Raw genomic sequence first — 11,985 nt, forward strand, 5'->3', positions numbered from 1 at the left:
CTCCACTAGAAGGTGGCCGACCATCATGCAGGCGCTTTCGGCCTTATAGACGTCGGCAGTTGTGGCGCGCTCAGGGTATGGAACCAATAAGCCGGCGCCGGGACACAAAATCTTCCCGTATCTCTTGCGCCATATGGTGATCGACCGGCCAAATCAAGTGTGGGCGGCCGATATCACCTATATGCCGATCGGCCAGGGCTTTCTATATCTGGTGGCGATCATCGAGTGGGCGAGTCGTGCGGTGCTGGCTTGGCGCCTGTCAAACACGATGGACACATCGTTCTGTGCGTCTGCGCTCGAAGAGGCCTTCGGCGCGCTTCGGCCGGCCTGAGATATTCAATACCGACCAGGGCAGCCAGTTCACCAGCGCCGCCTTCATCGGCACGCTGGCCGCCACCGGCGTCAGGATCTCGATGGACGGTCGCGGCCGCTGGATGGACAACGTGTTCACCGAGCGGCTGTGGCGCTCGCTCAAATACGAGGACATCTATCTCAAGGGTTATTCGGATGGCCACGAGGCCAAAGCCGGAATCGCCCGATGGATCGAGTTTTACAACTGCGCATCAGAACACCCATCTGGCTATGTGATTGAAGAGAAGAGATTTTGTTGAGCGGGATGCGATCCCGCGGGGTATTTTGGGTTCTGTCGCGCTCGTTCGGCGATAGATTGAGCAGCAGTTGTTATCAGCCAGGTGTGGGCGAAGATCCAAGGACCATCCGGAAGAGGATGGATGGATTCGATCTCGCCGGCTTCAGCGGCCAGCCGGAGCGTCTTGGGCGCGATCTTCAGGAGCTTTGCGGCGTTGCCAAGGTTAAGCCATGGCTCGATCCCGTCCTCGGCAGGCTTGAACACCGGGATGTGGTAGTTCGAGCGCATTGATGTGACGCGCTCGCGGGTCCAGCGATTGCCGTTGCCGGTCTTGAGGCCGTTGCGATTGAGGAGGCCGGCAATCAGATCGTCGCTGGCGATCAGCACCAGTTGACGCACGGCCTGGACGATATCGGCAGAGGTGCTGTTGCGCTGTCCGCGCCGGCGCTTCGGCAAGCGCAACTCGCTGTGGGCGCCCCCCACCCAATGAACGATGAGAACGATCTCCGACGCCACGTCGTCGATATCGGCCACGACCTCATGAATGAGGGTGCGCACAATGCGCTTCTTGAGACGAGCATCCGTCGTCGGCGCATCCCAGACCGTTTTGAGGTTCGAGGCTAGAATGCCGAACGAAGCTGGATCAGCAAGGGGTGCGGACGTCGCCACATCATGCATGGCGATCTTGGCCTCAACCTCCGCCGCGTGAGCAAGCGCCCTGTTCCAGCGGGCTTCCAGCTCACTGGCCACCAGCCGGTTCGCGGGATCAGCGGCATCGTATTGCCGGAAAGCCCTGTCGGCGGCATAGCGCGCCGCTTCGAGGTCGCGACTGAGAGCATCGCGTACCTGATCGCGCCGTTCCCTGGCTCCGTTGGCGGCAGCGGTTGCGGCGGCGACCGCGCCTGGACCGACGACTCCAAGCAGCGATTCCTCGATGGCGTCATCGACGCGCAGTCCGCCGAAGGCGATGCAGTGGGCCCCGCCATTGTCCATCCAGGCACGGCTGCAGCTGTAGCGCGGGATATGGCTCTCCATGGCGGAGTACCGGAGTGTGAGCTTGCGACCGCAGCGCTTGCAGCGGATCAGACCGGCCAGCAACGCGTCACCATGCTTGGGCGCGCCGTGATGCCGACTGGTGGGAACATTACTGCTGACCATGGTGCGAATCGCCTCGAACTTCTCCCAGCTCACATACCCTTCGTGAGTGTTGGGCTTCAGCGTCAGCCATTCGTTCCGCGCCTTGCGGCGGATCTTCACGCTCACGCCCGCGGTGCTGTATCCCGCCGCCACGGCCGTCTTACCATAGGCATAGGCGCCGCCGTAGACCGGGTTCTCAATGATCCGGTGGATGGCAGAGTAGTTTGGTCGCCGCCAGGCCGTGTCGCCCTTAGTCTGCTTCACCGGCAGATCGAGATTGTACTCGTGGAGCCAGCAGAGCGCCTGTCGCGCGCTGCCCAGTTCCTCGACCTTGTCGAACACCAGCTTGATCGCTTCCTGGACACGCCGATCCGGGTCTTTCTCGTAACGGTCGCCGGCCTTCACAAAGCCGACGGGCGCTGTCACAACCAACTCCCCCCGGCGCGCCTTCTCGTAGCGGGCCGAGAGCGAGCGCTGGCGCAACAGATCCAGCTCGTACTCGTTGAGGCTGCCCTTGAGCCCGAGCAGCAGGCGGTCGTTGCCGTGCCTTGGCGCATAGATGGTCTCTTGATCGACCAGAACGGTATCGACCACGCGGCACATCTCGATGAGTTGCTGCCAATCCCGGCGGTTGCGGGCGAAGCGCGAGACCTCGCGGGCGCAAACCGCACCAACCTTGCCGAGGCAAACCTCCGCCACCATTCGCTCGAATCCGGCGCGTTGTATGCCGCCGGCGGCTGAACGACCGAGATCATCATCGATCACTTCAATTTCTGACCACCCGAGTGCCGTCAGCCGGTCTCGCATGGCGTATTGCAGCGCGCTGCTCTCGCGATTGTGCAACACCTGATGGGCCGAAGATTGACGCACGTAAAGAATCGCCTTGCGCTCCAGATGATAAGGCTTGACCTTGTCAGAAATCATGATCGACCTCCTTCGCGCGCGGCGTCGCTGTTATCGCAGCATGGTCGAGGATCAACTGCGTCATCAGGCTCGTGAGCGCTGCCCGCGCTTCTGCTGGCAGATCCAGCCATCTGGGCGCGCCGATGGCGCCGTTCGACAGGCCACTCCCGAACAGATCCATCTGATGCTGCGGCCGCGGTTGTCGATTGTGTCGGTATCCGCTCCCTGGCACTGCCGTCTGCCGTGACATGAGTCTCTCCCCGATTCTGGTCGTGAGAGGCTCTGGATGCGCCAGAAAGCAGGGCAGCTGATGGCGTTCGATCCTTCAACGCCAGATCGAGAAGCGCAGAGAGCGCCGCAAGTGCGTCAATGCTGACAAACGGCTGAGCTGTCAAAGGCTCAGCGTCAGGGCATGCTGCCCGATCGAACATCCACGCTGGAACCTCCAACCATCGATCCGCTTGCGATCCATCAAGAGAGCAGCGTAAAGCGACATCATCAGCCTTCTCGACGCTTCCATGAACGCAAACTCGGCGACCAAACCAGGGATGATGTCGATAAAGAACCTCGCGAAGAACGGTCCTGTGGGCGTTCTTGAGCCAATTTCCAGCGCCCCCATCAGGCGCTGGAAAACCGCGCGCCGATGGCGGTCTGGCGGGCAGGTGTCACCGGCGCATTCGGCGAAGAGGCTGTGGACATGACGCTTCTCGCAAGCGAGAAGCTTGGACAACGCTGCGCGTTGCCCACATCCCCACAGCCACGACAGCAGCAAGCAACAGTGGCGTAAAGTATCGGGAAGAACGAACGGCAGCAAGCTCCACTTAAGAAACCAGACCCGGTGGTCCTCAGCATAGGGTCCACTTCAGACGGCGTCGGACCCCGCACAGGAGCGTTATCCTTACTTACCGGCAACATCAGCCGTTTTGCGAAGGCTGCAGGGCAGTCGAACATGGCGAAGCTGGACTGGTGTGATTGTCACCACCCCGTCCGCCGACGACGGTCACACAAAATGCGGCCGCGCTCCAGCCGCTTGGCATAAAGTGACATGCCCAGTCCTGGCAGGCTCGAAATTTTCGGCCGCCTGCAAGATCTGGCAGGGGCTTAGCTTAGCCAGCTCATGTATATAGCGGAACCTCTGTCCCGCATTTTGCCCGGGGACTCGCGCAGAACGGAGGTCACAGGTGGCGTACAAGAAATTTTTCAATCAAAGCGGGCTGACACTTACGCTGTTGCTCATCCCGCGCGCTGGCTCCGAGCCGAACCAGTCCGCGCCGGTCGTCACAGCGGCGCTGCCAGTGGGTGGCAAACAGACAATTGAGTAAGGTAAAGCGTAGAATCCTTCCTCAAGTGAGCTCGTGATTTCCATCATCCTCCGATGGCGCAGATCGTGACGAGTCGGGGCAGCAGCTGGGATACTGTACTGAATACGCACGATACCCTTAACCTTACCGCTTAGCGGAGCGGGTGGCTGAACGTAGAACACATAACCCGCAACGGCAAGTCCTGGATGGCAAGGCTATGCTGGCGGCGTCGCAGCCCCGCCCGGATGAGTACAGCCGATGGCCGGAAACGAAAATCTTGTGACTTCCACGCCGTTCAGCGTGATCACCCGTGCCGGCGTGTTGGGATGTCACTTTGGTGGTCCAGCAGGACTCCAAGGTGCTTGAGAAGGGCCCCACGAGTTCATGAAAGGACCGCGTTGGGATCATCATGGAATGACGGCATAGCATATGAGTACCAATCTTATGTTGCACGAGCCGCCCAGCGCGCTGCGGCTGATCACACAGGCGTATATGAGCCCTCTCATTATTGGCTTCGCCCTGCTGCCCACTCAGTTGATCGCTTACCTCAATTTTCAGCAAGATCCCGCGCTGAAGTTTGAAGACCACCTGTTCCACGAATTCGCCATCGCCATCGCCACCCTGGAGGGACTGTTCGTCACATATGCGACGTGGCGTTGCTATCAGTCTTCAGGCGAGCCTCTGTTGAGGTGGTTGACCCTTGGTTTTCTGGCCTTCGTGCTGATCTATACGCTGCAGGGCGCCTTCACCGGCATGGCACAGCGCAACATTTGGCTGTTCTGCTCTATGGGCCAGCGTCGCGCCTGGCGATGTCGATTTTGCTCTTCGTCGGGCTACTCAGCTACAACTTGCCGTCAGACGGGCTTGAGAAGCGCTCGGACACGCGCGCATGGCTGACGTGGATTGGCCTGTTCTTTACGATGGACTTAGCTGTCGCACTGGTCGCCTATTCACCCTATGCTGGGCACCCGGTGGTCCGCCTGTCCATGGAGGGCGGCGCATTGCTATTCAGTGCGCTGAACGTCGCGGTCTTGCTCATGCGACGGATTCACTCGCCGCTCATGCTTGTTTTTGGCGTTTCTGTCGCGTGGTTTGCGCTATCGTCGCTCGTATTCATTTTGGCCGCGCCGTGGAATCATATGTGGTGGCTAGCTCACGCGATCTTCGCCGGCGGATTTTTTCTGCTCAGCTATGGCGTCGTCCAGGCTTTCCGAACAACGCAATCGTTCGCCACCATCTATAGCCAGGAAGAAATGACCGCCCGCCTGGCGAAATCGATGGCCGACACTCAAAAGGCGCTTCAGCAAGTGCAATTGAGCAATCAACGGCTGGAGCGGATCGCCGCAACCGATCCACTAACCGGCGCCGGGAATCGGCGCCACTTCATCGAGCATATCGGCGCGGAGATCGCACGGGCCAGGCGGACCGGAGCTCCGTTGTCCCTGCTGTCGCTCGATCTCGACCATTTCAAGGATATAAACGACTCACGTGGTCACAGCGTCGGCGACGAGGTCCTGCGCGTATTCGTGCGAAAGTGTCTGGAGGCAATCCGGCCTTACGACTCTGTCGCGCGCGTGGGGGGTGAAGAATTCATGGTACTGCTTCCGGGGGCGGCGCTCGACGCGGCTAGCGCGGTCGCCGAGCGCCTTCGATCGGCCATCGAACGCACTGCATTCGATGCCGGGGCCGAACCATCGGTCGGCGTCACCATCAGTGTTGGAGTGTCGGAGTTCGGGCGCGATGGAGACACGCTCGACGGGTTCTTGAACGTCGCCGACCAGCGACTCTATCGCGCAAAATTTGAAGGCCGCAACCGTGTGGTTGTCGCCTAGGATAACGTTCATCGTTCACTCCGTCTCCCGTGCTCTGGGGCGGACGCCCGTCCGCTCTTCTCCGAGCCAAGCCGCAACTCTACTAACAACTATTCGGTCATGGTCCATCCATTGCAACATTTGCAGGCCGGTTCTCACAGCAATAAGCTGCGGCCCTCGCAGCCGGGAGCTCTTATGTCGTTTCTTGCTACAACGGCGTCCGTGACAGCCCTTCCATCGAGCGTTCAGCTGGCGGTCGCCTCACCCCGCCAAGGCGGCCGCCCCTTGGTGCGCGCCGCGACCGTCAATCCGCTCGCCAGGCACTTGGCAGAAGCTCCGGATCACGAGGCACGACCGTAGGCACCTGGTCGCGCTGATTGCTATCGCACGTGAACTAGCGCCCTCCCTTGGCGCTTCCAGGGAAGATCAACGTTTTGAAGCTGCATATTCAGGATATAGCTCGTTGCGCAGGCCGCACTAACGATGCGCGAACTTGCCGGTCGCTCCGACCGCCACTTTTCCGGGAAGCACCTTATCACGACCCGATGGCTCATTGCTGCTTGCGAAGCCGTTACTGAAGTTCAGCAATCGGCGCAACATCTAGTTTTCTCAACATCATGCTGCGGGCAAGACCCTCACTGGGCCACCGTGCGTTGCGACGGTTCGACTGAGATGAGAGTTTCAACTCCACGGTTGCGCGTATTGCACTTCGATTGGCGCCGTTCTGCCACGAGGGATTTCATTGCTCTCTTCGGCGGCGTCGTTCTCGCTTCACTCTTAGCGCATGTCTATGGGCTTGGCCCTCGTTTAGCGCAACTGGGACAGCGCTATGTGAATCCGATACTCGACGACATTATATTCATCGTGTTCGTTGCATTCTTGCTGAGCATTGGGCTCACAATCTTTAGTGTTCGGCGCTATCGAGAACTTGCCCGCGGAACTGACACACAAACCATGACAGAAGGAGAAGTCCGCGGTTCGGCGCGGCACGATCCATTGACTGCCTTTCCAAACCGCCGCCTGTTTGATGACACACTTGATGTGTACGTTGGCCTCGCCACCGACACGCATCAAGTCGCTATTCTGATGCTCGGCCTCGACGGCTTGAAGCGGATCAAGGATACGCACGGCCATGCAGCGGTAGACAAGGCACTCTGCGCGTTTGCCACAAGGCTTGCCGACATCTTGCCCAAGGACGGCCTCCTGGCGAGGATCGAAGGCGACGAATTCGGGATCGTCTTGCCCAACATTAGCTCCCTCGAGGATCCCGCCAATCTGTCGCGCCGTATCGTGGTGTCTGCCGCCGACAGTTTCGCGATTGAGACTGGCGCCGCCGAGCTTAGTCTTGGAATTGGCATCGCCATCGCTCCGCTTGATGGCATCACTCCCCACGAATTAGTCAGGCGCGCAGAACGCGCACTTTATCGCGCGCAAGGCGACGGCAGATCGAGTGTTCGCTTTTTTGAACCGGACATGGACATGCATGTCGAGCGGCGCATCAATATTGAGCGTGAGCTTCGGAGCGCTATCGCAATGGATATTATCAAGCCCCATTACCAGCCGATCGTTTCACTCGTAAGTAATCGCATCGTTGGGTTCGAGGCGTTGGCGCGTTGGGAGAGCCAGAATTCCGGGCATATCCCGCCTGACGTGTTTATTCCAATTGCAGAAGAAACCGGCCTCATCAACGCTCTTGGAGATCAGCTTTTTCGCCGTGCGTGTCTTGATGCCACTGCGTGGCCAAAGACGTTTTCGCTTGCCTTCAACATTTCGCCTGTTCAGTTGCGGGATTCCGCGCTTGGAGAGCGCATTATACTGATCGTTGAGCAAACCGGCTTTAGTCCGCGCCGCCTCGAGATTGAAATTACAGAGAGCGCGTTCTTGGAAAGTGACGGAGCTGCGAAGATCGTGATTGACGAACTTCGTCAAGCCGGCGTCCGCATCGCGCTCGATGATTTCGGAACAGGTTATGCTACGCTTAGCCAGCTGCTTTCGTTTCGTCTTGACAAGATCAAGATCGATCGCAGCTTCGTGTCGCGTCTCAACGACAGCACTGACAGCCGGGTGATCGTTCGCGCTATACTCGGCCTTGCTGAAGGGTTTGGTTTGACGACCACGGCCGAGGGAGTCGAAGACGAGCGCCAGCTCGTCTATCTGGTTTCCAATGGTTGCACAGAAGGACAAGGCTACCTGTTCAGTGGCCTCGTCCCAGCCGCCGGAATCCCCACGCTGCTCAATCGCGAAGCCAGCCGCGGACCGGTTACTAAAGATGGAGCAAGAAGCCCAAATGCGTGAGCCGACGGTTCAAGCGTGCTCGAGAAACTCCTTGAACCAGCCGTAATACATCGAGGCGGCAATGCCTTCTCGGCGGCAAAGCTCGGAGATGTTCTCCTCGCCGCGCAATCCTTCCAGCACTATGCGGATCTTCTCTTCCGCCGAATAATGCCGGCGGGTCTGTCGCCTAATGTCCTTTATAACTTGTTCTGCCGGCGCTTTGCCCGGTCCGGATTTCTGCTTCATCTTCGCTCCTGGTGGCTACGATGAACCAGAAATCCTCCCTCCGCAAAATCCTACAATTTGTCTCACAGGTCCTGACGGCGAACACCATGAAGCGCTCGATCATCGGCGCGATCAATTTGGCAGGCTCGGTCAGCGTCGTCGCGCCTCCGCCGCGCGTCAGAATCTCGGCGTAGCTTTTGAGATCCCTGAAGACCGCCGCCGGCAACTCGATCGTGACCTTGACCGGCTTGTCGTCTTCAAGCGGTCCAAGCTTGAGCTTGGTCATGGTGTTCCTCCCCTTCCGTACGGAGCCAATATCAAATCCCGCGTAACGATGACGCGCACCGGGAAACCCGGCCGGATGGTCAGCGTCGGCTGGATGTTGAGCTGGCGTTGCACGATCTGCTGGCCGGTCTGGCTGATGCTGTTGGATGCATCGCTGCGGATCGCTTGAACGAGGTTGTTCTCATTCTGGCTGGTGCCCGCCTCCGCCCCAACGCTAAGCATGGTCGAGAGGACCGCGGCCTTGAATAGCATGCCCCAGTGGTTGTCGACCTCGTCCTCAAGTCCGGCATAACCACCGGTGTCCGCGCCGGGTTGGCGCTCCAGCACGATCGAGTGGCCGTCCGGCATGATGATACGAGTCCAGACCAGGAGGATGCGGCTCTGACCGAACGCGACGGAACTATCGTATTGGCCTATCAACTTCGACCCTGGGGATCAGAAGATATTTGCCGGACGGGCTGTCCCAGACGGCTTCCGTGATCTGAGCAGTGACTTGGCCGGGAAGATCGGAACGAATGCCCGTGATGAGCGCAGCCGGAATCACGGTGCCCGCCTGCACGACGTAAGGTGAGGCCTTGGATTCGAGCCGGTCCGGACTGACCGTGCGCTTGTCTGTCGCAGCAGTGAGGAAGGCGGTCTTGCGATCCTGCATGTTCTGGGCAGACCCGGCATCGACCGGCGGTGTCGCGGCCGGAGTCGTCGAGGTCCCGGCTGAGGCACTCGGGATCGTTTGACCAACACTCTGCGGTTGCTGAGCAGTTTGGGCAAAGAGGCGGCTCACCCGCGCCGCTTCGATTCCCTGGGATCTGTGCTGCGTCTCGGGGTCTGACGTCAGCCATGGTGTTCGGTGCAGCGCCGGCGTTAAGGATCGGCTTGCCGAGATCGCCGGGCAGCGGCGGCCCGAGCGGCGGCGCCGGGCGCGGCAGACCGGTATAGTCCTTCGGCAAGCCCGCCAGACCCTCGGCCGAAGGCCGGTTCTGGGGGCTGAGCAGCTCTTGCCCGGTCTGCTGCTTATTGCCGGTCTGCAGCGCGTAGCCGAGCGCACCCGCGACGCTGAGAGCAGACACCGCACCGAGGCCGATCAGGACCTTGCGCGAGAGCCGTGTGACACGGGGCCGCTCGCCTCGCAGCCGAAGGTCCGGCGGCGCGACAAGCGGGATGTCGCCTTGATGCTGGTGTTCGCGATCTATCGCCATGCGCGCGGCCTTCCGTCGGTGCGGACGACGCGCACGCGCCGCTCGCTGTCCTTGTCACCAAGACGCAATTCGGCAGCGGCGAACAGGCGGTCGACGATGTAGTAGTTGCGGTTCACTCGGTAGTTGACCAGTTCGGACCCGCCGGCCGGGCCGATGACGAACAGCGGTGGCAGTTGGGAATTCGATGTAGACCTTAATCCCGTCGTCGAATGCGTGTAGCGGACGCCAGGTCGGATCATCGCCCTCGATCGAGTAGCGGAAGTTGATTGCGGCGAGATCGACGCCGGCCGCGATGGGGGCCGCGGTTTCAGCTGCTGCATTCTGCCGCCGCAGCGCAATGAGTTGGTCCTCGGGATACTGCCAGGAGACCGAGGCCATGTAGGTCTTCTCCGTCGAGCGGAGCTCGAGGAGGTAAGTCCGCCGGTCGGTGTTGATCACGAGGTTGGTGACCAATTCCGGCCGCGTTAGCTTGACGAGGATGTGGATCTTCTTGGTCGCGCCCGCCCCGCTCTCGGTATCGCCGATGATCCAGCGCACCGTGTCGCCGGCGGCAACCGGACCGGAGCCGACGAGTTGCTCGCCCTCCTGGAGGGCGACATCGGTGATCTGGACCCGGCGCCGTATAGACCTGATAGAGAGCTCCCCCTGAGAAGGGATAGACCTGTACCGCGTTGACGAAGCCGTTGCGGACCGGCTGCACCCGTGCCGCGGCATTGGCCTGTTTTACACGCACCTTCGGATCGGCGGCCTCCGGGACGCGTTTACCGGCGGCGAGCGGCTTCAACTGCCCCGGCAATGGCAGGGGTTTTGGCAATTCTACGATCTGGACGGACCGCGGCGGATCAGCGGCGAGCGTCGCCGGCTCGGCGGTGTCGTAATTGATGTCCGGCGGGATGAAATTGTGCGCGCAGCCGCCAAGCACCGAGGCGAACATCAGCAAACCCGCCACCGAGCAACAACAGCTGCGCGATGAAGGACGCAGCAAGAAAGCACCGCGTCGCCGCGGTCAGGGCAAGAATTTATTCCGGGTCGGTTGACGGCCTCTCGTGGCCAGCACCGGTGCTCGTGCCACCGTGCTCGGAGCCGTCAAGGACGGCCCTTTTGGGCCGCCGCCTCCGGCGGTCTTCGATCCTTGACCGCTCCTGCGCGCGGGGGCGCGCCGGAAAGCGTCGGGACGGAGGGCGTCCCGACCATCGACCGCGCCTCCGGCGGGTCGAACAACGGGCGATCAGGCGAGCCGTCTGTCGGCTCACAAGGTGACATTTCTAATGAGCGGAACCTGCGACACATATTGTTGAGCGTAACCAATTGCTTAGGTTTTGCGCAACAGGACAGTTCGTCCGGCATGCCGAGCGTGACGTCTCTCCTGCGGATACCACCCCATCACGCCTCCCCGATTACGTTATGAGGTAATTGGCACGCGCAGGGCGGGGAGCCCAGGCTTGGTAGCGCGGAGCATCGTTGTGCGCCTCAGGAGGCCCGAGCAAATCGACAGCGGCCGCATTGGTGGTCGACCAGCGAATTCGGCGCACTATCCGTCACCGCAGGTGCCACCTCGCGTCGCGAGGCTGTGCCGATCTCACTGCCCGTACCGGCGAACGATTCTCACCGTCAGTTAATGGGAGCGGTCGGTCAGCCATCATCCAGATCACCGTACTCGAGTTCCTTTCGCCGGTACATCTGGAATGTATCCGAGCTGCTGCTCGAGAGCGGCCAGGGCCTGGCGAGCTCCGTCTAGCGTCGCAGTCGCCTCGTTAAAGAGCTGCCGCGCCTCATTTAATTGAGTGACCGCTCTTGCGCCAGCATTAAAGAGCTTTTTCCTGGTTGATGGAGGTCGATCCTCGAGTACTGCGCGCTCTAGGTCTGGGAGCATGCTCATGAGCGCTCGATGTGTGCGTGCTTGCGCCTTTTCAGAGTTCGCGGCCGCGGCTAGCGCGTTACGATAACGCCGTACCGCCTCGATGGTCCTCTCCTCAAGATGGGAATCGTCGCTCAATGGCTCGTTCTCGCTACTTGCACGGTCGAAGCCGCATCGGGCGTCATGCTGGTTCGATGACAGATCGCTCTCAACCTCCTTTTGACCGTACAATCTGACGCTACGTGCGCTTCAAGCTTGTTGGGTAATTATTACTTTCGTCGCCCTTCATCAGATTGCGCATTGCCGCTAGTTGCTAACAGCGCAGACCAGCGGGCATCGAACTTCGAACATTGCCCCCTCAGTGCTAGACAACATGAGCGTGCACGAAGTGCCTGATGAGCCTCTT

The 11,985-nt window shown here is 60.4% G+C and carries 8 protein-coding genes and 4 pseudogenes; 5 read left to right on the top strand and 7 right to left on the bottom strand.

The window, feature by feature from the left end:
* Positions 1 to 82: 82 nt before the first annotated feature.
* A pseudogene (locus tag ACM43_RS10420) lies at positions 83 to 611 on the top strand (IS3 family transposase); the annotation flags it as partial.
* Here the strand turns inward: ACM43_RS10420 and ACM43_RS10425 are convergent.
* The 3 genes from ACM43_RS10425 to ACM43_RS10435 form a co-directional block, all read right to left on the bottom strand.
* The gene (locus tag ACM43_RS10425) at positions 581 to 2,650 is read right to left on the bottom strand and encodes a recombinase family protein (RefSeq protein ID WP_036032330.1); all 2,070 of its coding nucleotides are present in this window, start codon (positions 2,648 to 2,650) and stop codon (positions 581 to 583) included. The pseudogene ACM43_RS10420 and the gene ACM43_RS10425 overlap by 31 nt on opposite strands.
* Positions 2,640 to 2,810 (bottom strand): hypothetical protein, encoded by a 171-nt coding sequence (locus ACM43_RS10430; RefSeq protein WP_202948158.1) that lies wholly within the window; start codon positions 2,808 to 2,810, stop codon positions 2,640 to 2,642. Before ACM43_RS10430 ends, ACM43_RS10425 begins: the two co-directional genes overlap by 11 nt.
* Before the next feature lie 210 nt (positions 2,811 to 3,020).
* Positions 3,021 to 3,359 (bottom strand): hypothetical protein, encoded by a 339-nt coding sequence (locus ACM43_RS10435; protein ID WP_271539926.1) that lies wholly within the window; start codon positions 3,357 to 3,359, stop codon positions 3,021 to 3,023.
* Positions 3,360 to 4,359: 1,000 nt separating this feature from the next.
* Here ACM43_RS10435 and ACM43_RS10440 point away from each other — a divergent pair.
* The 3 genes from ACM43_RS10440 to ACM43_RS10450 all read left to right on the top strand — a co-directional run bounded on the left by ACM43_RS10440 (position 4,360) and on the right by ACM43_RS10450 (position 8,036).
* Positions 4,360 to 4,827 carry a hypothetical protein gene (locus tag ACM43_RS10440; protein ID WP_271539928.1) on the top strand — a complete coding sequence of 156 codons (468 nt, stop codon included), beginning with the start codon at positions 4,360 to 4,362 and terminating at the stop codon, positions 4,825 to 4,827.
* A complete protein-coding gene (locus ACM43_RS10445; protein WP_271539930.1) occupies positions 4,740 to 5,762 on the top strand; it encodes a GGDEF domain-containing protein in 1,023 nt (340 codons plus the stop codon). Before ACM43_RS10440 ends, ACM43_RS10445 begins: the two co-directional genes overlap by 88 nt.
* 462 nt (positions 5,763 to 6,224) lie before the next feature.
* Positions 6,225 to 8,036: a putative bifunctional diguanylate cyclase/phosphodiesterase gene (locus ACM43_RS10450; protein ID WP_271539932.1), complete on the top strand. Its 1,812-nt coding sequence runs from the start codon at positions 6,225 to 6,227 to the stop codon at positions 8,034 to 8,036.
* Between the two features lie 18 nt (positions 8,037 to 8,054).
* On the opposite strand, the pseudogene ACM43_RS10455 reads toward ACM43_RS10450, so the two are convergent.
* From ACM43_RS10455 to trbG, 4 genes and pseudogenes are all read right to left on the bottom strand, one after another.
* Positions 8,055 to 8,261, bottom strand: a pseudogene (locus tag ACM43_RS10455) (transposase); the annotation flags it as partial.
* The gene (locus ACM43_RS10460) at positions 8,203 to 8,526 is read right to left on the bottom strand and encodes a DUF2274 domain-containing protein (RefSeq protein ID WP_244429443.1); all 324 of its coding nucleotides are present in this window, start codon (positions 8,524 to 8,526) and stop codon (positions 8,203 to 8,205) included. The gene ACM43_RS10460 and the pseudogene ACM43_RS10455, both read right to left, overlap by 59 nt.
* A pseudogene (locus ACM43_RS10465) lies at positions 8,523 to 9,721 on the bottom strand (TrbI/VirB10 family protein). Before ACM43_RS10465 ends, ACM43_RS10460 begins: the two are co-directional and overlap by 4 nt.
* Positions 9,712 to 10,655, bottom strand: a pseudogene (gene trbG, locus ACM43_RS10470) (P-type conjugative transfer protein TrbG). Before trbG ends, ACM43_RS10465 begins: the two co-directional pseudogenes overlap by 10 nt.
* On the opposite strand from trbG, the gene ACM43_RS10475 reads away from it, so the two are divergent.
* Positions 10,603 to 10,758: a hypothetical protein gene (locus ACM43_RS10475; RefSeq protein WP_162130875.1), complete on the top strand. Its 156-nt coding sequence runs from the start codon at positions 10,603 to 10,605 to the stop codon at positions 10,756 to 10,758. The pseudogene trbG and the gene ACM43_RS10475 overlap by 53 nt on opposite strands.
* Positions 10,759 to 11,985: the final 1,227 nt, after the last annotated feature.

It is taken from the genome of Bradyrhizobium sp. CCBAU 45321, from assembly GCF_028128975.1.
In the GTDB taxonomy this organism is placed as follows: Bacteria; Pseudomonadota; Alphaproteobacteria; order Rhizobiales; family Xanthobacteraceae; genus Bradyrhizobium; species Bradyrhizobium yuanmingense.

Excerpts from the sequence above, each read along its gene's own strand:
- ACM43_RS10445 (WP_271539930.1), top strand. The coding sequence starts at position 4,740 with ATGTCGATTTTGCTCTTCGTCGGGCTACTCAGCTACAACTTGCCGTCA.
- ACM43_RS10475 (WP_162130875.1), top strand. The coding sequence starts at position 10,603 with ATGTCCGGCGGGATGAAATTGTGCGCGCAGCCGCCAAGCACCGAGGCG.
- ACM43_RS10450 (WP_271539932.1), top strand. The coding sequence starts at position 6,225 with ATGCGCGAACTTGCCGGTCGCTCCGACCGCCACTTTTCCGGGAAGCAC.
- ACM43_RS10440 (WP_271539928.1), top strand. The coding sequence starts at position 4,360 with ATGAGTACCAATCTTATGTTGCACGAGCCGCCCAGCGCGCTGCGGCTG.
- ACM43_RS10430 (WP_202948158.1), bottom strand. The coding sequence starts at position 2,810 with ATGGATCTGTTCGGGAGTGGCCTGTCGAACGGCGCCATCGGCGCGCCC.
- ACM43_RS10460 (WP_244429443.1), bottom strand. The coding sequence starts at position 8,526 with ATGACCAAGCTCAAGCTTGGACCGCTTGAAGACGACAAGCCGGTCAAG.
- ACM43_RS10425 (WP_036032330.1), bottom strand. The coding sequence starts at position 2,650 with ATGATTTCTGACAAGGTCAAGCCTTATCATCTGGAGCGCAAGGCGATT.